The organism is Massilia frigida (assembly GCF_011682175.1).
GTDB lineage: Bacteria > Pseudomonadota > Gammaproteobacteria > Burkholderiales > Burkholderiaceae_D > Telluria_A > Telluria_A frigida.
Genome location: NZ_WHJG01000067.1, coordinates 1 through 23,478 on the forward strand (window position 1 = coordinate 1; position 23,478 = coordinate 23,478).

Genomic DNA, 23,478 nt, shown 5'->3' on the forward strand with positions numbered 1-23,478 from the left:
GGAATGAGGCCGATTGCCTCACTAACCAACATAGGAAACAGCTACAATCTTGCAGCAGAAACCCGGCTGTGGCGGGACCACAGGCTGCATCGAAGTCCGACTACCGCGCGAGCGGTTTAGTCCTTCGCCCCAAAGCGGTCCTTCGGCACCGTTTTAGCCATTTCCGGGCACACGAAGCAATCCTTAAATCGCACCTTTCGCCCGCAACGCCGCGATCTCTTCCTCGCTCCGTCCCAGCAAATCGAGCAGCACTTCATCGGTATGCTGCCCCAGCATCGGCGGCGGCAAATCGGCCTGCGCTGGCGTGAGCGACATCCTCATCGGGCTGCGCACCAGCTTCACCTTGCCCGCCGCCGGATGATCCATCTCGATCGCCACGCCGCGTGCCTTCACCTGCTCGTTCTCGAACACTTCACCGACATCGTTGATCGGCCCGCACGGCACGCCGACTGCTTCGAGCTGCGCAATCCACTCGTCGCGCGTGCGCGTCCTGACCATCTCCGCCAGCAGCGGCACCAGCACGTCGCGGTGCTGCACCCGCAGCGGATTGGTGGTAAAGCGCGGGTCCGCCCCCAGATCGGGCCGTGCACCGGTTTCGACGAACTTCTGATACTGCCCATCGTTCCCGGTTGCGACGATGATATGCCCATCGGCGCAGGCAAACGTCTGATACGGCACGATGTTGGCGTGCGCATTGCCCCAGCGCTTGGGCGCCTTGCCGCTGTTAAGGTAATTGCTGCCCACATTGGCCAGCATCGCCACCTGCGTGTCGAGCAGGGCCATGTCGATGTACTGGCCCTGGCCCGTGCGGTCGCGGTGCGTGAGCGCGGCCAGCACCGCCACCGTGGCGTACATGCCGGTCATCAGATCGGTGAGCGCCACGCCAGCCTTTTGCGGACCGCCGCCGGGCAGGTCGTCGCGCTCGCCCGTCACCGACATCAAGCCGCCCATGCCCTGGATCAGGAAATCGTAGCCGGCGCGGTGCGCATACGGCCCGTCCTGGCCGAAACCGGTCACCGAGCAGTAGACCAGGTCCGGCTTGATCTCTTTCAGGCTGGCGTAATCGAGGCCGTAGCGTTTCAGCTGCCCGACTTTGTAGTTTTCCAGCACCACGTCGGCCTCGCGCGCGAGGTCGCGGATCAGCGCCTGGCCCTCGGGCGTGGCAATATCGACCGTGACGGAACGCTTGCCGCGGTTCGCGGTCAGGAAGTAGGCCGCCTCGCTGGTGTTGTTGCCGTCGGCGTCGCGCGCGTACGGCGGGCCCCAGGCGCGGGTGTCGTCGCCCACGCCGGGACGTTCGATCTTGATTACATCGGCGCCGAGATCGGCCAGGTTCTGGGAGCACCAGGGACCGGCCAGCACGCGCGACAAATCGAGTACGCGGATGTGGCCGAGCGCCTTGGGCATGCCCGAAAATGCTTGAGTCATTGTGTCTGCCTTGTTGCAAATCAGGCAGCAATTATATCGGCTCAAGCCCCTCTGCGGCCAAGCGTGCAACGCGGCCGGACCGCCCTGATCATTTTTGGATGAAAAGTTAAATTGGTCAGACCAATAACTTGAATTGGACTAGCCGATTTTAAAGTTTGCTGGCATACTTAGCAAACCCGACCGCAAGGCGCCCGCATTTCCTGGGCTCATGCGGGTGCGGGCAGACAAGGCTATCAAATGACGACACCGGAAAAAACACCGCTCCATATTCGCATGCACGCGGGCGACAATGTCGCCATCGTGGTCAACGATGGCGGCTTGCCGGTGGGGACCGTGTTTCCCGACGGGCTGGTGCTGGCCGACGCCGTGCCGCAGGGGCATAAAGTGGCCCTGGCCGACCTTGCCGAAGGCGATGCTGTGATCCGCTACAACGTCACCATCGGTTTCGCCGCGCGCGCACTGCCCAAGGGCAGCTGGATTTCCGAAGCGGTACTGCGCATGCCGGCCGCGCGCGAGCTCGAAGGCTTGCCGATCGCCACCCGCGCCGCGCCGGTCATGGAAGCCCTGGAAGGCTATACCTTCCAGGGCTTCAGGAACGCCGACGGTTCGGTCGGCACGCGCAATATCCTGGCCATCACCACCACCGTGCAATGCGTCTCCGGCGTGGTCGACCATGCGGTCAAGCGCATCAAGAGCGAACTGCTGCCGCGCTACCCGAACGTGGACGACGTGATCGGCCTCGAACACAGCTACGGCTGCGGCGTGGCGATCGATGCGCCGGGGGCCGAGATCCCGATCCGCACGCTGCGCAACATCACCCAGAACCCGAACTTCGGCGGCCAGGCCATGGTGGTCAGCCTGGGCTGCGAAAAGCTGCAGCCGGCGCGCCTGTTCCCGAAAGGCTCGATCCCGATCCTGAGCGGCGCCGATCCGGCGCACGTGTGCCTGCAGGACGAGGGGCACGTGGGCTTCCAGTCGATGATCGATTCGATCATGCGCACCGCCGATGTGCAGCTGACAGTACTCAATCTGCGCCAGCGCGAAACCTGTCCCGCGTCGGACCTGGTGGTGGGCGTGCAGTGCGGCGGCAGCGATGCGTTTTCCGGCGTGACGGCCAATCCGGCGGTGGGCTACGCCACCGACCTGCTGGTGCGCGCCGGCGCCACCGTGATGTTCTCGGAAGTGACGGAAGTGCGCGACGGGATCGATCAACTCACTTCGCGCGCCGTCAACGCGGAAGTAGCCGAAGCGATGATCCGCGAAATGGCCTGGTACGACGCTTACCTGACGCGCGGCGGCGTCGACCGCAGCGCCAACACCACGCCGGGTAACAAGAAGGGCGGGCTGTCGAACATCGTCGAAAAGGCGATGGGATCGATCGTCAAGTCGGGATCGTCCGCGATCACCGGCGTGCTCTCGCCCGGCGAGAAACTCAAACAGAAAGGGCTGGTCTACGCAGCCACCCCCGCCAGTGATTTCATCTGCGGTACATTGCAGCTGGCGGCGGGGATGAATATCCACGTGTTCACCACGGGCCGCGGCACGCCGTACGGCCTGGCCGAATGCCCGGTCATCAAGGTCGCCACGCGCAACGACCTGGCGCGCCGCTGGCACGACCTGATGGACGTGAACGCGGGCCGCATCGCCAGTGGCGAAGCGAGCATCGAAGACGTCGGCTGGGAGCTGTTCAAGCTGATGCTCGATGTCGCCAGCGGCAGCAAGACCTGGGCTGAACACTGGAAACTGCACAATGCCCTGACCCTTTTCAATCCTGCACCGGTGACCTGATTATGAGCAAACCATTCAAACGCATTCTGCTGACCGGCGCCGCCGGCGGCCTCGGACGCCTGCTGCGCGAGCGCATCAAACCATGGGCCGACATCGTCCGCCTATCGGACATGGCCGATGTCGGCCCGGCCGGCGAAGGCGAAGAAGTGGTCCAGTGCGACCTGGCCGACAAAGCCGCCGTGCTGGCGCTGATGGACGGCGTGGACGCGGTACTGCACTTCGGCGGCATTTCGACCGAAGCGCCGTTCGACGCGATCATGCAGGCCAATATTCTCGGCATGGCCAATCTGTACGAAGCGATTCACAAGACGGGCGTCAAGCGCGTGGTATTCGCCAGCTCGAACCATACGATGGGCTTCTACAAGACCACCGACCTGGTCGACGCCGACATGCCGCCGCGCCCCGACGGCATGTACGGCGTGAGCAAAGTATTCGGCGAATCGCTGTCGCGCTACTACTACGACCGCTTCGGCATCGAAACCGTGTGCCTGCGCATCGGCTCCTGTTTTCCTGAGCCGCTCAACCCGCGCATGATGATTACGTACCTGAGCGCCGACGACCTGGTCGAAGCGTTGCGCTGCTCGCTGTTTGCCGCGCGCGTGGGCCACACCATCGCCTTCGGCGTGTCGGACAACAAGGCCAAATGGTGGGACGACCGCAAATCGCGTCACCTCGGTTTTGTGGCCAAGGACAGCTCGACCCGGTTCGAGCACCTGTTCCCGGACAACGGCAACTACGCCCCGGCAGACGACATCAGCATCACCTTCCAGGGTGGCAGTTTTCTTTTGACGGGACCTCAATATAACTAGCCTGTCATCGCTGGTTTTGCGTAACGCGCAGCTCTGCGCCGACATCCTTCCGGGTTTCGGCGGCGCTTTGTCGCGTCTGGACTGGATCGGCGGTGCGGCACCGGTCCCGGTGCTGCGCCCATACGCCGGTGGCGATGCGGCACCGCGTCCTAATCAATTGGCGTGCTTTCCGCTGGTGCCGTGGTCGAACCGGATGGCCGGGGGCTTTTCGTATGGCGGTGAGCGCTATGACATCGCCCCGAACCGCGAAGGCGATTCGTTTCCTATTCATGGCGAGGGTTGGCAGCGGCCATGGACAGTGGCATTCCAGTCGGCCAGCCAGGTGCTGCTGATGCTGGAGCGCCGCGACGGCGTGCCGTTCTCGTACCGTGCTTCGCTCGACTATGCCTTGCGTGGCAATGCGCTGGTGGTGACGCTGGAGGTGATTAATACGGGGGCGCTGGCGCTGCCGTTCGGCCTGGGTTTGCATCCGTGGATGCCGCGCAGTGCCGGCACGACTTTGCAGGCGGCGGCGCGCAGCGTGTGGATGGCGGGGGCGGACAGGCTGCCGTCGCACGCGGAAGCGATTCCGCAGGCGTGGTCGTTCGACCGTGAGCGCGTGCTGCCTGATGGCTTGATCGACAATGTGTTCGAGGGCTGGGATGGGCAAGCGCGCATTCACTGGCCCGAGAGCGGTTTGAATCTGGCGATTGCCGCTGATAGCGGGTATTACATTGTGTATGCGCCGGCTGGTGGGGATTTTTTCTGCTTCGAGCCGGTGGATCACCTGATCAACGCGCACAATATGGCCGGTGGGCCGGTGCGGCATGGTTTGACGATGCTGGCGCCGGGGCAGAGATTGCGGCGGATATTCAGTTTTGCGGTCACCTAGCCTGCCGCTCACGTGTCGATTTTTCGCCAGCCTCAAAACCGTCGTTCCTGGCACTGCCAGGAACGACGGTGCTTGGTGTATCGATCTTGGGTCACTTCACTGCGCGGGAACGACGGTGCTTGGTGTATCGATAATTGACAGGCCAACGGGAGTGGCCACGCCACGTTCAATGGTCTGCACCACGCGTGACGTCGGCTTGAACGCCAGCTCCATCACCTGCAACGCCAACTGCGGCTGCGCATCTCCGCACATGAAAATATCCGCTGCCGCGAAGCCGTACTCCGGCCACGTATGAATCGAGATATGCGACTCGGCCAGCAGCACCACGCCGGTCACTCCCATCGCCTCGCCGAAGCTGTGGAAATGACTGTGCAAGATGCGCGCACCCGCCGCCTCGGCGCCGGCGCGCAGCAGCGCGTCGATATCGGCGGTCACGGTCAGCAGGGCCGGATCGACCCCGTGAAAATCAACCAGCAGATGAATGCCGGCCGGACGGTGCGCATGCGTGTTCACTTATGCCCGCCACCCGAACCGCCGCCGTAACTGCCGCTGCTGGAACTCCAGCTGCTGCCACCGCGACTGCCTCCGTGTCCATTGGTAGACGAGTCGAACATGCTGATCCAGCTGATGATCGTGGTGAGGATCGCCACTGCGATCGCGTACATCAAATATTTTTCGTTCATTTATCATCCTTGCCGGCCACGTTGGTGAACATCGCCGGTATAAAAATGGCCAGCAGGGCCAGGATCAGGTACATGGCGGTCGCGCCGAAGTTAAACAGCAGCGGAATCAGGTTCAACCCGAGCAGCCACCAGAAGAATTTACCCAATGTGCCGGACAGCGCCGGCCCCGATGCCGGCGCGCGCTTGCGGACCTTGGGAGGACGCGTTTTTTTTACCGCCTTTTCGAACCAGGCCGTGACCTGGTCGGCTGCGACCGGCTTGGAGCGCGACCAGGTCATTTCCTCGGCGCTGATTTCGGCCGCCAGGATGGATTTGCCATGCTCGAATTCCATCACGTGCACGGTGTCGCCCACCGCCACGCGCCAGTTGAATGCGCCGGCCGCCGCCACCACGGTCGCGATATAGTCATCGATTTTTGCGTAGTCGACCTTGTCGGCCTTTGCCAGTTCGGACGCGGTCGGATGCCATGCCGGCCAGTGCGTCATGACGTCGGCCCGATACCAGCCCTCGTCGCTTTCGATCAGCCAGAAGAAGTTGGCGTTCACGCTATAGACCAGGTATTCAGTCCATTGCGACTCTGGGCCGCTTGCGCGGATCATGGCGCCGATCACGGTGCACTTGCTGCCGTGGATGTTCGCCTTGGCACCGATCTCGATCGTGGTGCGCATCTGCGCGACTTTGTCGCCGGCGGCCAAAACGCTGGCCTCGGGACCTGCGGCGTCGAGCCGGGCGGCGCAGGCCGGGCAAACCAGGTTGGTCGCCACGCCCGGCAGATAGCTGATGGTGCTGCCGCACGAGGGGCAGTCGAGCGCATCGACCTTGCCGCGGTATTTGCCCGCGCTGGCCTTGATCTGTTCTTCGTCGCGCAGCAACTGGCAGCGCATTTCGGCCAGCGTGACCGCCACCCCCGTGTACACCACCGGCGTTTCGCCATCGGTGTAGTCGAGCGTCAGGAAGCGCGGTCCGCTGCGAAAGTCCGCCACGCGGATGCGCCAGCCCGTGCCGACCCGGAACGGCAGTTCGCCCTGGCCGGCGACGCATTCGCCGCTGCGCTTTTCCGACGCAAGGTAGCGCTGTTCGTCGATATGGTACGCATCGGCCACGCGGATAGCGTCGAAGCCGGGCAGGGCGACGGCGACTGCGCGTTCGGCGGTGAGGGTGAACCGGCCGGAGGAGTCGCCCAGCCAGGCGTTGCTGCCGTCGTCGTACAGCACGTACCACTCGTTCCACATGCCCTCGGCGTAACGCAACTGGATGCGTCCGACCACCGTGAAATTGCGCCCGCTGACGGTGCCGGTGGTGCCGATCTGGATCGGCGAGTAGTCTTCCAGTACGGAGGACATGGTGCCCAGGTTCTTGACCGCGTCGGCATCCTTGAGCAGGGTGGCGCGACAAAACTCGCACACCGCCATGACGGCGGCGTGCGATTTGAACTGGACTTCGGCGCCACAGCTTGGGCAGGAAACGATTTGCATGTGCAGCGGCTTAGCCGATCAGTTTTTTGAGCAGCTCCGTCTTGGTGCTGTTGTAGTCGTCTTCCGAGATCAGGCCCTTGTCGAGCAGTCCCTTGAGCTTGAGCAGGCGCTCCTCGATCGGGTCGACCTCCGGCACGGGCGGCTGCAAGGGCGCGGTCGGCGCCGGCGGCACCTGCGGGATCATCGAGCCGCTCATGCCTTGCGCCATGGCGTGGCCCAGCATCGCGCCAGCTCCCAGGCCCGCACCGATGCCGGCCAGGCCGCCTTCGTTCTGGGCCGCCAGCGGGATGCTGCTGGCAACCTGGAACTGGGTGAAGCCGCTCATCTTCTCGCCCGACAGGCCGCCCTTCATGCCGGCCGAAATGCGCTCGTCGAGCGCGGCCTGCAGTTCTTCCGGCAGGCTGACGCTGGCGACGTTGAATTCATCGAGCCCCACGCCGTAGCGTGCAAAGGCGGCGTACAGGTCGCCCTTGACCTGCTGCGCCATCAGCGCCTGGTTGGCGGCCATGTCGAGGAAGGCGACTTTGGCGCTGCCGAGCGAGGTGGCCATGGTGGCCAGCAGGATGCCGCGCAGCTGGTCTTCGACGTCGTCGCGGGTGTAGATGTCGCGCGTGCCGCTGATTTCGGTGAAGAACAGGCGCGGGTCGGCCACGCGGTAGGAGTACATGCCGAAGGCGCGCACGCGGATCATGTCGAAGTCGGCGTCGCGGATCGTGATCGGCTGCGGCGTGCCCCATTTGCGGCCGGTCTGCACGCGCGTGCTGAAGAAGTACACGTCCGACTTGAACGGCGAATCGAACAGCTTGTCCCAGTTTTTCAGGTTGGTCAGCACCGGCAGGGTGTTGGTGGTGAGCTTGTGGGTGCCGGGACCGAAGACGTCGGCGATCTTGCCTTCGTTGACGAACAGTGCCATCTGCGACTCGCGCACATTGAGGATGGCGCCGTTCTGGATTTCGAAGTCCTGCATGGGAAAGCGCCACGCCAGCACGCCGTCGTTCTCTTCGTTCCATTGCAGGACGTCGATAAACTGCTTCTTGATGAATGAGCCAAGGGACATGTCGGTCTCCGGTAGGAATGCGTTGAATGAGGGCGGGTCAGGACAGGGCGCCGGCGTTGACCAGGCCAATCGACACCGAAATGGCGCCGAGCAGGCCGCCGAAGGCCGCGTTGTCGGCCTCGATCTGGTCCTTCGACATTTTCAGCAGCCGTGTGGCGATGTTATACGCCAGCACCTGGACCAGCATCGCGCCGGCCGCCCATTCGAGGAACTGGTAATAGTCGCGGGTATGCAGCAGGGCCGAGGCGATCGTCAGCGAAAAGCCGATCAGCGCGCCGCCGAGCGATAATGCCGCCGCGTGGTTGCCGCCGCGGATCAGCGCCACTTCATCGAAAGGGGTCAGGCGCGTGTAAATGACAAAAAACGCCATCACCATGGCAACCGCTGTTGCAAGGTGGAGCAGATAGTTTAGGATGGCGGGCACGAGGTTTCCCCAAGAAAGATGGTCAGAATGATAGTGCACGACGATCTTAGAGCATAAAACACGACATGACCAAACGAATTTTGATACTTTCCGTGTTTGTGGTGGCCTCCTGCGGGCTGGCCTACGAACTCATTGCCGGCGCTTTGTCCAGCTATTTGCTGGGCGATTCGATCCTTCAGTTCTCCACCATCATCGGCTGCTACCTGTTCGCCATGGGTGTCGGCGCCCATTTTTCCAAGTATGTCGCCGAAGAGGATGTGCTGTCGCGCTTCATCGACATCGAGCTGGCCGTGGGCCTGATCGGCGGGGTATCGGCGGCACTGCTGTTCATGTCGTTTTCATGGATGACGGCCCCGTTTCGCACCCTGTTATATGTGCTGGTGTTCATGATCGGCGCGCTGGTCGGCATGGAAGTGCCGCTCGTGATGCGCGCGCTGAACGCGCGCGATACCGCGTTCAATGACCTGGTGAGCCGCGTGCTGACCTTCGATTACCTGGGCGCGCTGGCCGTGTCGCTGCTGTTCCCGCTGGTGCTGGCGCCCTACGTGGGGCTGGTGCGCACCGGCTTTTTGTTCGGGATGCTCAACGTCGGCGTGGGATTCTGGACCCTGTACGTGTTCCGCGCCGAACTGACCAACGTCGGCGGGCGCGTGCTGCGCGCCAGCTCGGTGATGTTTTTCCTGGTGGCGGGCTTCGCCCTGTCGGACCGCATGGTGCAGTGGGGCGAACATGGCCTGTTCGGTGACGAAATCGTGTACTCCACCAGCACCCCGTACCAGCGCCTGGTGATCACGCGCTGGAAGGATGACATGCGCCTGTACATCAATGGCAACCTGCAGTTTTCCTCGCGCGACGAGTACCGCTATCACGAAGCGCTGGTCCATCCGGCGCTGCAAGCCTTGCCATGGGCGCGCAGCGTGCTGGTACTGGGCGGCGGCGACGGCTTGGCGCTGCGCGAAATCCTGCGCTACCCGAACATCAAACAAGTGACCGTGGTCGACCTGGACCCGGCCATGACGCGGGCGTTCACCACCCGCCCGGAGCTGGTCAAGCTCAATGGCGGATCGTTCTCCGACCCGCGCGTGAAAGTCGTCAACGCCGACGCCGCGATCTGGCTGCAAGGCACGCGCGATATGTTCGACGCGGCCATCATCGACTTTCCCGACCCGTCCAGCTTCGCGCTCGGAAAACTGTATTCGGTGCCGTTCTACGGCATGGTGAAAAAGCACGTGGCGGCCAAGGGGCTGGTGGTGGTGCAATCGACTTCGCCCTTTTTTGCGCCGCACGCCTACTGGACCATCGACGCCACCCTGCGCGACGTCGGCATGCGCACCTGGCCGTACCATGCCTATGTGCCGTCGTTCGGCGAGTGGGGCTTCATCATGGCGTCGCCCGAGCAGGAGTATGTGCCGCCCACCAGCTACCGGCTGGCGATGCGCTACCTGAACGAAGCGACCACGCGCGAAATGTTCGCCTTCCCGCCCGATATGCAGCGGCTGGAGATGGCGCCGAACCGGCTCAATACGCAGTCGCTGGTGCACGAGTTCGAGCAGGATTGGCGCAGGGTGATCCGCTGATGGACCGGCGCTCATTCCTGGCACTGGCCGGCGGCGTGGGGGCGGCGGCGGTGAGCGCGGCCGGGTTCCAGCGCTGGCTGGAGATCACGCCCAGCGTGCATTATCCGGGCCGCGCCGAAGGTCATTATCTGCGCGAGCGCGGCAAGCTGCCGGCGCCTGGCGAGGTAATCGAGACCGATATCGTGATCCTCGGTTCCGGCATTGCCGGCCTCACGGCGGCCTGGAAGCTGGAGCGCGAAGGGCAGCGCAAGGTGCTGATGATCGATGGCCCGCAGCCGTTCGGGAATGCCGCCGGCGGCCATTTTGGCGAGCTGGCCTATCCGACCGGCGGCCACTATCTGCCGCTGCCGTCGCCGGAGTCGGTGCATGTGCGCGAGATCCTGTTCGACCTTGGCATCATCGAGCGCGACCCGTACGGCGAAAAACCGTACTACGACGAGCGTTATATCCTGCACGGGCCGGAGGAGCGCCTGCTGTTCAACGGGCGCTGGCAGGAAGGCTTCATTCCGACCGACGGCGTGAGCGCGGAAGAACTGGCCGAGCACAAACGCTTTTTCGCCGAGGTCGAACGCCTGCGCAAGCTGCGCGGGGCGGACGGCAAGCGCGTGTTCGTCTTCCCCACCGTGACCTCGTCCCTTGACCCGGTGTTCGATGCACTCGACCGCATCACGCTCAAGGAGTGGCTGGACCAGCAGGGCTACCGCTCGCCGACCCTGCACTGGTACCTGAACTACTGCTGCCGCGACGACTACGGCACCCGCTACGACAAGGTCTCGGCGTGGGCCGGGCTGCATTATTATTGCAGCCGCTGGGGCAAAGCGGCCAACGCCGGCAACGGGGCCTGGTTGACCTGGCCGGGCGGGATGCAGGTGGTGGCCGACAAACTGGCCGCCGCGTCAGGCGTGCGGCGCCGCGCCGGCACCGCAGTGTCGCTCAAGCGCAGCGGGGCTGGCGTGGAAGCGCTGTGCTTCACGCTGGAGGGCGGCGTGGCGCGCAGTGTGCTGGTGCGGGCGCGCAAGGCGATCTGCGCGATGCCGCTGTACGTGGCCGCGCGCGTGGTCGAGGATATCGCCGCCCTGGGCTTCGATGCGAAGCGCCACACGCCATCGTACGCGCCGTGGATGGTGGCCAATTTCCTCATGAAGGATTTTCCGCGCGAGCTGCCCCACGCGCCGCTGGCGTGGGATAACGTGGTGTACCAGGAGCCGGGGCTGGGCTACGTGGTCTCGACCCACCAGGATATCCGCGTGGCGCCGCCGGCCAAGACTGTATTTTCCGCCTACGTGGCGCTGTCGGACCGCACGCCCGACGCGGCGCGCAAGTGGATGATGACGGCCAGCGCCGACGACCTGGTGGCGCTGGCCAGCGCCGACCTGAAAAGCGCCTACGGCTGGAAGTTCGCGGCCTGCGTGGAGCGGGTCGACATCACCCTGCGCGGCCACGCGATGGCGGCGCCGCTGCCGGGCTTTCGCAGCAATGCGGGCCTGAAGGCCTTGCGCGAAGCCGATGGGCCGATCGTGTTCGCGCACGCCGACCTGTCGGGTTTTTCGGTGTTCGAGGAAGCCGCGTGGTGGGGCGTGCAGGCCGCGCTCAAGGTACTCCGGTAAATTACTGGTAGGTGGCGACGATGCGCTGCCAGGCCGGATCGTCCTTGAGTTTTTTGAGCACCGGCGCGATCTGGCCGAAGGCGGCGGCGTAGTTGTGGGGCGCGAGCATGCGCCGCTCGGTGGGCGGGCTGGCCAGGATGGCCACGTGCAGCCTGGACGACATTGCGTGCGCGCGGATGAAGTAGCGGGCCATCGATTCGGCCACGATCACGCAATCGAGGCGCCCGAGCAGCAGCTTTTCCAGGTTTTTCTCGTCGCTCGCGCCTTCGCTGCGCAGCATGCGCGAGCTGGCCAGCCAGCCGTCGATGCCGGGATAGTGGTAGCCGAGGGTGAGTCCGACCGAGGCCCCTACCAGGCCGGCCGGTGTGTCCGGGCTGACCGGTTTGGCGGCCAGCGACACTAGCGCATGACGGTCGGAGGCGAACGACGCCGACCACAGATACTTTTTCTGTTCCACGTCGTCGAACCATTCGGGCATCATGCCGATGACCATGCCGTCGATGCTGCCGTCTTCGAGCTTGACCTGCAAGCGCTTGCGCGGCATGTATTGCAGCCTGAAAGTGAGCTTGCCCAGCTTGCGCTGGTTCAGGTAGCCGATCAGGTCCGGGTACATGCCGCGCCCGTCGCCGAGCATCAGCGGCGCGAAACCGGCGCTGGTGTAGACAGTGACCACTTCGGCCACCGTGGGCTTGGCAAGCAGCAGCGCGCACAGGATCGACAGGCGCAAGACCAGGTTTTTCATGAAACGATTATCGCACCCCGTTTCATGGATGAGTACGGATTTCGGCGTCCAGCGTTGCCAGGAACAGGTCGCGTTCACCGTCGACGATGCGGTCGACCCGTTCCTCGTCCATGCCCAGGGCTTCGAGCACGAAGGCGGACAGCTGCAAGCTCGCTTCCAGCGTTTCGGGCACCACGATGGTGGCGCCGGCGCGTTTCAGCGCGCGCGCGTGCTGTTCGTCGCGCGAGCGCACCAGCAGCGGCACGTCGGGAAACTCGCGCCGGATGCCGCGCACCGCGTGCAGGGCCGAGGCGGGATGGTCCATCGTCAGCACGATCGCCGGCGCCTCGCCCGCGTTCACGTGGCGCAGCAGTTCGGCGCGCGCGGCATTGCCGAAGTAGACCGGCAAGCCTTTGCCATGCATTTTGGTGGCCAGGCGGGCATCATTTTCAAAGGCGATGTAGCCGATGCCTTCGGCCGTGAGCAGCTTGGCCAGTTGCTGGCCCACGCGTCCGAAGCCGGCGATGATGATGTGGCCGCGCGCTGCCTTGAGGGCGGCTTGGTCGGGCGTGGCTGCCTGTTCGTCGTCGCGCGGCTCCCAGCGCGTGCCGATGTCGCGCCCCAGGCGTGCCAGCAGGGGCGTGACGAACAGGGACAGGCCCACGGCCAGCATGACGCGCGCACCCAGGTCGGCGTCGACCAGTTTGCTGGCGGTGGCGTAGCCGATCACGATAAAGGCGAACTCGCCGCCCTGGCCGAGCAGCAGGCCGCCTTCGACGGCGCGGCCCCAGCTCAAGCCGCCGATGCGGAACAGCACGGCGATGACAGCCGCCTTGATCGCGATCAGGCCGAACACGGCGCCGGCCAGCCACAGGGGCGCATCGATGATCTGGCGCGCATCCATGCCCATGCCCACCGTCATGAAGAACAAACCCATCAGCAAGCCCTTGAAGGGCTCGACCATGAGTTCGACCTCGTGCTTGAATTCGGTTTCGGCCAGCAGCAGGCCGGCGATCAGGGCGCCGAGCGCCATCGACAGGCCCGCCGCCGCGCTCAGGCCGGCGATGCCCAGGGTGGTGAGCAGCACCAGCGCCATGAAGACGTCGGGCTGGCGGTGGCGCGTGAAAATGCGGAACAGGGGGTGGATCAGGCGCCCGCCGACCAGGTAGATCAGCGCGATGGCGGCTGCGGCCTTGAGCATGGTGATGGCCACCAGCGAGACAATGCCGTCGCTTTCGCCCTTGGCCATGACGCCGATCAGGATCAGCAACGGAACCACCGCCAGATCCTGCAGCATCAGGATTGAAAAGCCGGCCTGGCCGAGCGGGGTGTTGGTGCTGTGCTGTTCGTTCATCAACTGCATGACGACGGCGGTGGAGGAGAGCGAGAGCACCATGCCGAGGATGACGGCGCTTTCCGTGCGGTAGCCCAGCAGGTAGATGACGGCGCCGAGCAGGGCGGCGCTGATGCAGACCTGGGCCGTGCCGGCGCCGAATACCCAGCGCCGCAGCGCCCACAGGCGGGCGGCCGACAGTTCCAGGCCGATCATGAACATCAGGAACATGACGCCCAGTTCGGCCAGGGCGACCACGCCTTCGGCGCGTGGGAAGGTGAGGTAGGCCAGCCAGGGGTGGGTGTCCGCGAACAGGCCCAGGCCGAACGGGCCGAGCAGGGCGCCCACGGCCAGGAACCCGAGCACCTGGTTGATGCGTAGTCGTTGCAGGGTGGGAATCAGGATGCCCGCGAGCGAGAGGAACAGGAGGATTTCCCTCAGGAAGGGGAAGGCGTGTTGCTCTTGCACGGGTGGGGGCCTGTCGGGTAGTTGATCGCTCTTGTCATTCTATAACAGTGGGGAGCGGCGGCGGGGGGTGGTGCTGCCGGGACGGTGTGTTTCATGTTGATGGCTGAGCTGGGAACTTGGGCACCCGCCTGCGCGGGTGCGACGAAAGGGGGCGCGGGTGCGACGAAAGGGCGCGCGGGGGGACGAAATGGTGCGCGGGGAGGGTGGGCGGTGCGACGGGAGTGTGCGCCGGTGAGGCTTGATTGCGTACGGGTGCGGCGGGAATGAAACTTGCGGCAGCGCAAACGGTAGGTTATATCCGCGAGGCAATATGACTGACCTGCCGCCTCATCGGAGTTCCAGCATGAAGCCCTCGTTTTTCACCGTGCGCGACAACTACCCCGCCCGCGCGAGCGTCGACCGCGCCACGCTGTACAAGGCGATCGGCTGGGATGCCCTGATCGAGGTGTCCGCCTATCACGATACCTGCGCCACCCGCGTCAGCCTGGCGCTGGTGCGTTCCGGCATGCGCATCCCCGGCCGGCTGGCCATCCTCAAGGGTGAGCACAAGGGCAGCCTGATCGAACCCGGCCACGCGCGCCTGTCTATCTTGCTGCAACGCCGTAATCTGCTGGGATTGCCGGAAGTGTATCGCGGCGGCCAGGCGCGCGAGGCCATCGGCACGCGCAGCGGCATTGTCTCGTTCTGGCGCATCGACGGCGAGGGCGGGCCGGATCAAGGGCACATCGATATCATCTTCCCCGCCCCTCACAGCGCCGGGCTGCTTAGCTGCGGCACCGAATGCTACTGGCAAGCCACGGAAGTGTGGTTCTGGCCACTCGTTTAAGCAAGTCCGCTCAGGTGGTCTGATGAAAGGCCATCAATTGGCCTGGTGGCGCCTCCCCGTCTTGGCTTGCTGGCGTGTGTCGGTGCAGTGGATCGCCTGTTCCCGTTCGACGCTCTCGCCGCGCATCTGCAAAAAACGGCCGATCGCACTGTCCAGCCCCGGCAGCAGGATGCCGCGCTCGGTGTGCAGCGCGCTGTAGGCCGGGCGCGCGGCGACGTAGCCGCAGTCGGCACGCGATTGCGCTTCGAGCCGGCTGGCATCCACCCCGGCTTGCCGGGCCGCCATGCTGGCCAGTTCCAGCCAGGTGAGCGGATGGCCGTTGGTCAGGTGCCAGACCCCGCATTCCTTGTCGATGGCCAGGTCAAGGCAGGCGTGGACCAGGTCGGGCACGTAGGTCGGCGTGACCGTGATGTCGGCGGCGGCCGCGAACGGGGTGCCGCTTTCGAGGCTGGCCAATGCCTGGGTCACGAAGTTGTAGCCGTCCCAGGGGCCGAAAAAGGAACTGGTGCGCACCACCAGCGCCCCCGGGTGCCGGTCGAGCACGGTGCGCTCGGCGGCTGCCTTGCTCTTGCCATACACGTTGATCGGCGCGACGTCGTCGCTTTCCACATACGGACACTGCTGGCGCCCGTCGAATACCAGGTCGCTGGAAAAGGTGGTCAGGTGCACCTGGTGGCGCGCGCAGGCGGCGGCCAGGACCGCCGGGCCGGCGACGTTGTCGCGAAAGCAGCGCGCCACGTCGTTTTCGGCCTCGTCCACCCGCACGTAGCCGCTGGCGTTGATGACCGCCCAGGGATGGTAGCGCTGCATGGCTTGCTCCACGGAGACCGGGTCGGCGATGTCCATGTCCTGGCGGCTGAGCAGGCGGTAAGCCAGGTTGCGGCGCGCGCAGATGCGGGCGAAGGCGCGTCCCAGGGTGCCGGTGGCGCCGGTGATCAGGATCGGCGCCGAGGCCGTGCCGACCAGGCTGTGGCCATCGGCCGTGATGGAGGTCGGCGCTTCGGGCGTGGCCACGGGCGGGCACAGGCAGCGCCCGGCGCGCCGCCACCAGCCCTGGCCGCGCAGCACCGGGTGCGAGGGCGCCTGGCCGCTGCCCAGTTCGCGCATCATGGCCGCCAGCGCGGTGGGGCGCGGGAGCGGCGAGCGCACGTCGAACGGACCCGGCTCGTAGTAGCCGCGGCTTTGCGTGACCAGGCTGTTCCAGTCGAACGCGCCGAGCAGCGCCCAGACAGTGACGGCGCGCAGGTCGATGCCGTTGCGCCGGGCTTGCTGGCCCGCTTCCCACACTTCGAGCAGCCAGCGCAACTGGTCTTCGCGGTTGGCGTCGATGTGCGCTTCGGTGACCGCCAGCGGGATGCGGTAGCGGTCCCAGGCCTCTTGCAGCAGCGGGCCGATGCCGGGCGTGGGCGTGGCCAGGGCGCGCGCGGTTTCGATATCGGCGCAGGGCATCCCATCGGCATGGCCGCGAAAGTGCGCCGGGTAGCGCTCTGTCCGGTGGTCGAGCCAGCGTTCGCTGGTCACGTAGTAATTGACGCCGATGAGGTCGGGCGGACAGGGATGGTCGCGCAGCCAGAGCAGCTCGGCCGGGCGGGCGCCGTGGTCCGTCAGGTAGCCCCACAGCGGATGCTCCGGGCCGACCTTGCCGCATAGTAAGTCCCAGGCCAGCCAGCGCCGCTCGTTGTAGAAGGCGGCGCAGCGCGCCATGGCGGGCGTGCTGTAGGTTTTGCCCAGGTCGTCGGTCTGCACCAGGCGCGCGTGCGGATTGACGCGCCGGATCGCGCCCATGGCCAGCACGGTGGCGCGGCACTGGATCAGAAGCGCTTGCACGAAGGTGCGGTCGGTGCGCCCGTGCGGATACCAGAGGCCGTACAAGCCGCTGAAGCGCGCGGTGGTCAGGGGTTCGTTGACAGGCGTGTAGGCGTCGATCCAGGGGTAGCGCGCGGCCACGGCGCCGGCATACCCGGCCAGGCGGGTGGCGAACGAGGGATCGGTCAGGCAGGTGTCGCGCGGGCCGCTGCCGTGGTGGACCAGCCCGGCAATGGGGGCGATGCCGGCGTCGCGCAGGGCGTTCAGGCGGGCGTCGGCCCAGGACCAGTCGGCGCTGTCCAGGCCGCCTGGCGCCAGGCGCTCCCACAGCAGCGGGTAGCGGATGGCGCTGATTCCCAGTGAACCGAAGCGCGCCACATCGTCGGCACGGCCGTGATGGCCGTTTCTTTCTATCTGGCTGAAGTAGTTGTCTCCCACGCGATTGACCGTACATTCGAGCCCGCCCCAGAGGGCAAGCGGCGGGTGTGCTGCGTCGATGTCGATTGATGGCATAAGCTCACTCATAACATTTAGGCAATTTTAGAAATTAGATACCGGGCAGCGCGGAAAAGTTCAGTTTGTCGTTGGATGTGCGCAATCGATGGCAAAAAACAACGAAAAATTGCTAGCAAACAGGAAATTTTTGTTAACTGACTACAAAGATGATATGGATCAATGATATGATCCGCTATCAATTACGTAACAATACTTTCGTTTTAGTAATCACTTTTAGGATGTACATGAAATCATCAGTTTTCCTGAGCGGTTTGTTTGCCGCCGCCATGTTCGCCAGTGGCGCAGCGCGCGCCGACCTCGTGGTCAATGGCAGCTTTGAAGTCAACAAGACCGCCAGCTCGTGGCAGAATTTCAATGCCGTGACCGGCTGGAATTCCAGCAACGGCATTTTTGAAATCCAAAAGGGTGCCAAGCAGGGCGGCGCCGCCGGTTTCAATCCGTACGCAGCCAATGGCCGCCAGTACCTGGAACTGAACAGCACCGGCCTGAGCTCGGTATGGCAGATGATCGACACCTCGGTAGCCGGCACCTATTCGGTATCGTTCGCTTACTCGGGCCGTCCGGACACCGCCGGCCACGCCAACAGCGCGATGAATGTGTACTGGGGCGACACCAAGCTGAACGATTCGCTGCTGATGGGCGGCACCAGCGGCCAGTGGAACCTGTTCAGCATCACCGACCTGGTTGCCACCAGCCCGCTGACCAAGCTGCGCTTTGAATCGGTTGGCCCGACCTCGTCGCCAACCTACGGTTCCTACCTGGACGCCGTGTCGGTCGACGTGACCCCGGTTCCTGAGCCGGAAACCTACGCCCTGTTCCTGCTGGGCCTGGCAATCGTCGGCGCTACCGTTCGCCGCAACAAGAAAGCCTAAAGTCTCCGCGCCGCGCCGGTCCTGGACCGGCGTCGCATTCCCGGGGCCAAACATTGCCCAACCGAGGTCTGACCCCGGTTGGGCAATGTTTGGCCCCGGTTGTCGTTTTTGTTGCTGTATCATGCGTTCCGACTTCCTCCGGCTATCCGCAGTGCCCCCCCCCACCACACAGGGAATTCGCATGAACACCTTCATTCCAGGCAAAGACGCCGCCCTCGAATCGACCATCGACACCATGCAGGCCAAGCTGGCCGCACGGGGATTTGTTCTGAACGAGTCGTCGTTGCTGCATGAGGTCGACGGTATCTGGTCGACCCATATGAAGGATAACGATTGTCCGATGCTGTTTTCCAACGGTAAGGGTGCGACTGAACTGGCCGCGCGCGCCAGCGCCTACGGCGAATTCTTCGAGCGCCTCGGCACGCATTATTTCTGGACCCACTTTCACCTCGGCGCAACGCGCGCCAACCGGCCTTTCGTGCATTATCCGCAGGAACGCTGGTTCAAGCCGGGCCCGGACGGCGCCTGGTCAAGCGAGATGCTCAATCCGGAATTGCACGCTTTCTATAACCCGGACAGCGAGATCGATGCCGAGGTGCTGGTCGACCTGAACTCGGGTAACGTGGAGCGCGGCATCTGCGCGCTGCCGTACAAGCGCCTGCGCGACGATAGCGAGACGTTTATCCCGGTCAATATCATCGGCAATCTGTATGTCAGCAATGGCATGGCGGCGGGCAATACGATGATGGAAGCGCGCTGCCAGGCCTTGTCCGAGATTGTCGAGCGCCAGATCAAGTACCGCATCATCAGCGAAGGCCTGTGCCTGCCGGAAGTGCCGGACGAGGTCGTCGCCCGCTTTCCGAACATCCAGGCCGGCATCGATGGCTTGCGCCGCGCCGGTTTCGGCATCCTGGTCAAGGACGCTTCGCTCGGCGGCAAGTATCCGGTGATGAATGTGACCCTGGTGCATCCGAAAGACCAGGGCGTGTTCTCCAGCTACGGCGCGCACCCGCGCTTTGAAATCGCCCTGGAACGCGCGATGACCGAACTGTTGCAAGGCCGTGCGCTCGATTCGCTGGAAGGCTTCCCTGAACCGGGCTTCGACATGAGCGAAATCAATGCCGTGGCCAACCTGGAAATCCACTTTGTCGATTCGAGCGGCGTGATCAGCTGGAAGTTCATGGGCGACACCCCGGATTTCCCGTTCGTCGACTGGAATTTCAGCTCCACCACGGAAGAAGACTACCACTGGCTGGTCGATTGCCTGCATGGCGAAGGCAAGGATATCTACGTGGCCGATTTCAGCGAGCAGGGCGCGTACAGCTGCCGCATCCTGGTGCCGGGTTTCTCGGAAATCTATCCGGTGGAAGACCTGGAATGGGAAAACAATAGCATCGGCAACCTGATCCGTCCGAAGCTGGTGCGCCTGGATGCGCTGAGCGAGGACGAGTGCGCGGCCTTGCTGCAAGATTTGCAGACCATGAACGTGAACGATGAGCGTCCGCTGTGGGAAATCCTGGGCCTGGCGATTCCGCTCGGCACGCCGTGGAAGCAGTTGCGCATCGGCGAACTGAAAACGTTGTTGGCGCTGGCGGTCGGCGATGAAGATGGCATTCTCCAAGGCTGCGACTGGATTCACCACTTCAAGGACCTGGCGCCGGACCGCCGTCTGGTGTACCGCTGCATCGAAAGCATGCTCAACGTGGAAGACGTGGAGAACTACCGCCGTTCGATGAACTTGCTGTACGGCGAAGAGACGGTGCGCCAGGCCGAGGCCTTGCTCGACCGCAGCGAGCGCTTCTTCGGGCTCGAAACGCTCGGCACCGACATGCAGGGCAGCGCCATGCACCAGACCTTGCTGGCCGCGTACGACAAGCTGTTCGTATAAGCATTCAGCGCCAACGAAAAACGCCGCCGGCTTGATCGCCCGGCGGCGTTTTTTTCGTCTGGCTGGCGGCGGGACCGCAGTCCCTCCAGCGCGGATTAGTCCTTCAGGTCGGCAGGTACTTTGCCGCCGTTGGCCGCCAGCTTGTTCATCACCTGGCGATGCAGCCAGATATTCATCGATGCCGAATCGCTGGTGTCGCCCGTGTAGTCAAGCTCGTGCGCCAGTTCCTTGCGCGATTGCAGGCTGCTGTCCAGGTTCAGCAGCTTGAGCAGGTCGACGATGGAAGTGCGCCAGTTCAGGCTCTGGCTTTGCGGCATGCCGCTGAGGATGGCTTCGACGTCGACCTGTTCCATCGGCGCGGCCGGTGGCGGAACCGCTGCCTGGGTTGGTGCGCCCGGCGCTACGCCAGCCGATTGCATCGATGCCGGCGGTACGGCTTGGGTCGAGGTTGGCTGCACGGCAGGGTGCGACGACGGGAAGATTTTGTGGAAAATATTGCTGAGAATGCCCATGTGTAACCTCTTTTTGTGTGTGGGTGAAGAATTGAATCTGAAATTGCCTAGTGGCGCATGCCTTCAGCCACGCGGCCGAGCACGATGGCCAGTGCCGCGCCGCCGATGGTCTTGACCAGGGTCGGATGCTCGGCGTAAAAGTCGCCCATGCGGTCGACGATGCTCGGGTTGTTGCGTTCGGCGTCTTCCGCGATTTGCTGGACTTGCTCCGGCGTGAGCTGGGCCGCTTGTTCAGGCGTGATCGCGGCTGGCGTCTCGCCGCCACGGAACAGGTTGCCGAGGGCGCCGCCCGCGATCGAGCTGAGCAGGCCGGGACCGACATTGCTGATCAGCTGGTTAAGCATGCCGGCGCGCTGGTTGGCGTCGCTATGGCCGAACAGCTGGCCGATCATCTGCGGGAATGGCGGGGTCTGGTCGGACCGCAATGCTTCCGACACGCCCTGGGCCATCGTGTCACGCGGCGCGTTCTGCGCCACCTGGTCGAAGTCGTCGAGTGCGCGCGCGCCATTGCTGTTGGCCGCACCGCCCAGGTATTGCTGAAGTAGATTACCTAAATCGAAAGCCATACACCCTCCACGTGAATTAGAAAAGCATCGCTGCGCTGGTTTGCGCGAGGCCGATGCCGGAGCTTAGGCTGCGGCGGGGTTGCCATCTGTACGCCAGCGCACCGTGGTGTCGTTAAAGCTGATAATAAGGCAATTTTCCTCGATTCAGTGGAAATGATTGCGCGGCGATCCCGCGCCCTCTAAGCTGGCGTTTTTTACTGACGGCCACCCTGATGCCTTATCTGTCGATCCTGATGTTTGCCGCCGTGTTCGGGGGCGCCGTGCTGGCCTGGGACATTCCGCTGTCGTTGGGCGTGCTGTATCTGGTGGCAAGCTGCGCCTGCTTCGCTCTGTACGCGATCGACAAGGCGGCGGCGCGCGCCGGCAGCTACCGCACACCCGAACGCACCTTGCTGTTGCTCGGCCTGGGCTGCGGCTGGCCGGGCGCCGTGCTGGCGCAGCAGTGGCTGCGCCACAAGACGTCCAAGCGACCGTTTCAAATCGCTTTCTGGATCACGGTGGTCTGCAATGCCGCTGCCTTTGTGTACCTCTGTTCGCCGCTGTCGTTCATGCGCATGCTGTAAGAGGCGCCGCGTGCAGCCGCGGCGTAGAGTGATCCGCCTGATGCGGCCTGCAACGGTGATTAAGTATGTGCATCTGGACATGTCCACAAATCGGGCACGCGTCTTTCAGGCGGCCGAGTTCGGGGTGATATTGCGCAGTAGTTTGTGCAGTATCGGGGCAGTCCGCTTGTGCTATCGGGATGACGACGGTTTTGGGCGCCGCGCAACGCTATGTTGTTGAGGGTAGTTGTGGAAGAGCAGCCTGTTTGATTGCGTCTTTAAACCAGAGGACGAGCAAGCTAAATGCAATCAGGGAGAATCCGAGCATGGCAAACTGAGGAATCCAATCGTGTAAGTGACTTATCTGGCTAAGGTCTCTGATTCGATGGAAATCGAAATAATGTTGATTGATAAACGCTAAAAAATTGAAGGTGGCATGCGCGATCATACAGCTTGGCAAAGAACGTGTGGCCGCATAGAGGTAGGAAAGTACAAGTGAAAATAGAAATGTACTTATATAGACAGGCTTCAGGAAATGTACAGATGTGAAGAAAACAGCGGTCCATACCGCGCTTTTAAAAAAGGAATGTTCTTTGTACAGTGAGCGAAAAACTAATCCTCGGAAAAATATTTCCTCAAATATTGCGGGAAGAATTACGCTCGAAAAAATGAAGACCAAGATCGGCGGCGAGAAAAACGAATGCGAGTCGTATGTCTCGGCGTGAAATTTGCCTAAGTCGTATGCATTTTGGATATTATATTGCGCGAGTGACAATGTAAAAGCTGCACTTTCGCCAAAAGTTAACATGAGTAATAGAACTGCCACGGTGATTGATAGAAGGGTGTGGGACGGTGTTGTCACCTTGCCCAAGATGATGGCGAGCTTTTTTTTGTTGAGTCCGAATTGAATAACGCTTGTCACGGTCATGGCAGCAAACATGGCCATGATAGCTACGTGTTCCGCGTAATACGTCGAGTCGCGCCAGTATGTGCTAAGTACGTTAAATGATGTGGTTCGTACAATCATGCTGAAGGTTAGTATCAGAAACAGGATCTTAAATTTCATGCAATTGCCTCGCTCATATTTTCGATGATAATGTTATTGCATATGTAATGTTGTAATTTCTGTGAGATATCGCGCCACATGCTGTGGCGCGATATCTGTCGCCGATACGGTCCCTCGAAGGCGATATTAATGGAGGAGATCGTATAAACCTATTCCGATGGATGAGCCCAGTTCTCCGAGGCCGTTAAAGACGTCATTCGCTACCCTTCCCCACTCCGACTGCGCTTGCGGGATCATATCGAACCTGCGAGGGCTCGCCTTGCCGCCCGATACCATCATGATCTCTTCGACATTTAATACCTGCATGGTGTTTCTCCTGTCGCAGCCAATATTGGCTACAGGAATGTTACGAGAAGAAAAATTGGCGATGCTGAGATTTCTCAAGCGTGACTCGATTGGTATTATTAAAGGATGGCTCCTGCCGCTAAGGATCAGATGTTGGGGGCGTCGTATTTGTAAGCCGTTCGTTTTGCACTGATTCGGTACCGCATTCGGGCTCGGCGTCAAATACCCGAACCCATCTCGTTATACACAACTCAGGCGCCTTCCTCCCGTAGTGCCTGCAATGTTTGAGCTGCGGTCATTACTTGGTCCAATCCTCGCCAGATGGTCTTGACGCCGGGCTCGCCATCGCTTTTGCGGG

The 23,478-nt window shown here is 63.0% G+C and carries 22 protein-coding genes; 9 read left to right on the plus strand and 13 right to left on the minus strand.

From position 1 onward, the window contains the following. Positions 1-183: 183 nt before the first annotated feature. Complete coding sequence (locus F2P44_RS32685; protein ID WP_229423881.1) at positions 184-1,428, minus strand: CaiB/BaiF CoA transferase family protein; 1,245 nt, start codon at positions 1,426-1,428, stop codon at positions 184-186. 237 nt (positions 1,429-1,665) lie between these two features. Here F2P44_RS32685 and garD point away from each other — a divergent pair, with 237 nt between their 5' ends. Genes garD through F2P44_RS32700 form a run of 3 tightly spaced genes read left to right on the plus strand, consistent with a single transcriptional unit; the run spans position 1,666 to position 4,896 of the window. Beyond that, entirely contained in the window at positions 1,666-3,216 is a 1,551-nt protein-coding gene (gene garD / locus F2P44_RS32690) for a galactarate dehydratase (protein ID WP_167094005.1), read from the plus strand. Positions 3,217-3,218: 2 nt separating this feature from the next. Beyond that, positions 3,219-4,025 (plus strand): NAD-dependent epimerase/dehydratase family protein, encoded by an 807-nt coding sequence (locus tag F2P44_RS32695; RefSeq protein WP_167094007.1) that lies wholly within the window; start codon positions 3,219-3,221, stop codon positions 4,023-4,025. A gap of 16 nt (positions 4,026-4,041) precedes the next feature. Next, positions 4,042-4,896 (plus strand): aldose 1-epimerase, encoded by an 855-nt coding sequence (locus tag F2P44_RS32700; protein ID WP_167094009.1) that lies wholly within the window; start codon positions 4,042-4,044, stop codon positions 4,894-4,896. Positions 4,897-4,992: 96 nt separating this feature from the next. Here the strand turns inward: F2P44_RS32700 and speD are convergent, their stop codons facing one another. Genes speD through F2P44_RS32725 form a run of 5 tightly spaced genes read right to left on the minus strand, consistent with a single transcriptional unit; the run spans position 4,993 to position 8,535 of the window. Beyond that, positions 4,993-5,409, minus strand: coding sequence for an adenosylmethionine decarboxylase (speD, locus tag F2P44_RS32705; RefSeq protein ID WP_167094011.1), 417 nt, complete (start codon positions 5,407-5,409; stop codon positions 4,993-4,995). Beyond that, entirely contained in the window at positions 5,406-5,579 is a 174-nt protein-coding gene (locus tag F2P44_RS32710; RefSeq protein WP_167094013.1) for a hypothetical protein, read from the minus strand. The genes speD and F2P44_RS32710 overlap by 4 nt, the downstream gene beginning before the upstream one ends. Continuing rightward, entirely contained in the window at positions 5,576-7,054 is a 1,479-nt protein-coding gene (locus F2P44_RS32715) for a DUF4178 domain-containing protein (RefSeq protein WP_167094015.1), read from the minus strand. The genes F2P44_RS32710 and F2P44_RS32715 overlap by 4 nt, the downstream gene beginning before the upstream one ends. A gap of 10 nt (positions 7,055-7,064) precedes the next feature. Further along, positions 7,065-8,111: an SPFH domain-containing protein gene (locus tag F2P44_RS32720; RefSeq protein WP_167094017.1), complete on the minus strand. Its 1,047-nt coding sequence runs from the start codon at positions 8,109-8,111 to the stop codon at positions 7,065-7,067. Positions 8,112-8,148: 37 nt separating this feature from the next. After that, positions 8,149-8,535 (minus strand): DUF350 domain-containing protein, encoded by a 387-nt coding sequence (locus F2P44_RS32725; RefSeq protein WP_370662782.1) that lies wholly within the window; start codon positions 8,533-8,535, stop codon positions 8,149-8,151. A gap of 65 nt (positions 8,536-8,600) precedes the next feature. On the opposite strand from F2P44_RS32725, the gene F2P44_RS32730 reads away from it, so the two are divergent. Both F2P44_RS32730 and F2P44_RS32735 read left to right on the plus strand, forming a co-directional pair. Then, complete coding sequence (locus F2P44_RS32730; protein WP_167094019.1) at positions 8,601-10,112, plus strand: polyamine aminopropyltransferase; 1,512 nt, start codon at positions 8,601-8,603, stop codon at positions 10,110-10,112. Next, on the plus strand, positions 10,112-11,719 hold the full coding sequence (locus F2P44_RS32735) for an NAD(P)-binding protein (protein WP_167094021.1): 1,608 nt from the start codon (positions 10,112-10,114) through the stop codon (positions 11,717-11,719). Before F2P44_RS32730 ends, F2P44_RS32735 begins: the two co-directional genes overlap by 1 nt. Position 11,720: 1 nt before the next feature. Here the strand turns inward: F2P44_RS32735 and F2P44_RS32740 are convergent, their stop codons facing one another. Together F2P44_RS32740 and F2P44_RS32745 are read right to left on the minus strand one after the other, a co-directional pair. Further along, entirely contained in the window at positions 11,721-12,461 is a 741-nt protein-coding gene (locus tag F2P44_RS32740) for a substrate-binding periplasmic protein (protein WP_167094023.1), read from the minus strand. A gap of 22 nt (positions 12,462-12,483) precedes the next feature. Then, the gene (locus F2P44_RS32745; protein WP_167094025.1) at positions 12,484-14,241 is read right to left on the minus strand and encodes a cation:proton antiporter domain-containing protein; all 1,758 of its coding nucleotides are present in this window, start codon (positions 14,239-14,241) and stop codon (positions 12,484-12,486) included. A gap of 343 nt (positions 14,242-14,584) precedes the next feature. On the opposite strand from F2P44_RS32745, the gene F2P44_RS32750 reads away from it, so the two are divergent. Next, positions 14,585-15,067: a T6SS effector amidase Tae4 family protein gene (locus F2P44_RS32750; RefSeq protein ID WP_167094027.1), complete on the plus strand. Its 483-nt coding sequence runs from the start codon at positions 14,585-14,587 to the stop codon at positions 15,065-15,067. Between the two features lie 33 nt (positions 15,068-15,100). Here F2P44_RS32750 and F2P44_RS32755 read toward each other — a convergent pair whose 3' ends face one another. Beyond that, positions 15,101-17,386: a sugar nucleotide-binding protein gene (locus F2P44_RS32755; protein WP_167094029.1), complete on the minus strand. Its 2,286-nt coding sequence runs from the start codon at positions 17,384-17,386 to the stop codon at positions 15,101-15,103. 227 nt (positions 17,387-17,613) lie between these two features. Here F2P44_RS32755 and F2P44_RS32760 point away from each other — a divergent pair, with 227 nt between their 5' ends. Further along, positions 17,614-18,261, plus strand: a complete 648-nt coding sequence (locus tag F2P44_RS32760) for a DUF642 domain-containing protein (RefSeq protein ID WP_167094030.1) — start codon at positions 17,614-17,616, stop codon at positions 18,259-18,261. A 181-nt stretch (positions 18,262-18,442) separates the two neighbouring features. Then, positions 18,443-20,149 carry a 30S ribosomal protein S12 methylthiotransferase accessory factor YcaO gene (ycaO, locus tag F2P44_RS32765; protein WP_167094032.1) on the plus strand — a complete coding sequence of 569 codons (1,707 nt, stop codon included), beginning with the start codon at positions 18,443-18,445 and terminating at the stop codon, positions 20,147-20,149. A gap of 95 nt (positions 20,150-20,244) precedes the next feature. Here the strand turns inward: ycaO and F2P44_RS32770 are convergent, their stop codons facing one another. Together F2P44_RS32770 and F2P44_RS32775 are read right to left on the minus strand one after the other, a co-directional pair. Continuing rightward, positions 20,245-20,661: a DUF3597 domain-containing protein gene (locus F2P44_RS32770; RefSeq protein WP_167094034.1), complete on the minus strand. Its 417-nt coding sequence runs from the start codon at positions 20,659-20,661 to the stop codon at positions 20,245-20,247. Between the two features lie 47 nt (positions 20,662-20,708). Beyond that, positions 20,709-21,227: a hypothetical protein gene (locus F2P44_RS32775; protein WP_167094036.1), complete on the minus strand. Its 519-nt coding sequence runs from the start codon at positions 21,225-21,227 to the stop codon at positions 20,709-20,711. A 212-nt stretch (positions 21,228-21,439) separates the two neighbouring features. Between F2P44_RS32775 and F2P44_RS32780 the strand changes: the two genes are divergently transcribed. Then, positions 21,440-21,790: a DUF1294 domain-containing protein gene (locus F2P44_RS32780; RefSeq protein ID WP_167094038.1), complete on the plus strand. Its 351-nt coding sequence runs from the start codon at positions 21,440-21,442 to the stop codon at positions 21,788-21,790. A gap of 208 nt (positions 21,791-21,998) precedes the next feature. Here the strand turns inward: F2P44_RS32780 and F2P44_RS32785 are convergent, their stop codons facing one another. Together F2P44_RS32785 and F2P44_RS32790 are read right to left on the minus strand one after the other, a co-directional pair. Further along, positions 21,999-22,835: a CPBP family intramembrane glutamic endopeptidase gene (locus tag F2P44_RS32785; RefSeq protein ID WP_167094040.1), complete on the minus strand. Its 837-nt coding sequence runs from the start codon at positions 22,833-22,835 to the stop codon at positions 21,999-22,001. Positions 22,836-22,961: 126 nt separating this feature from the next. After that, positions 22,962-23,219: a hypothetical protein gene (locus F2P44_RS32790; RefSeq protein WP_167094042.1), complete on the minus strand. Its 258-nt coding sequence runs from the start codon at positions 23,217-23,219 to the stop codon at positions 22,962-22,964. Positions 23,220-23,478: the final 259 nt, after the last annotated feature.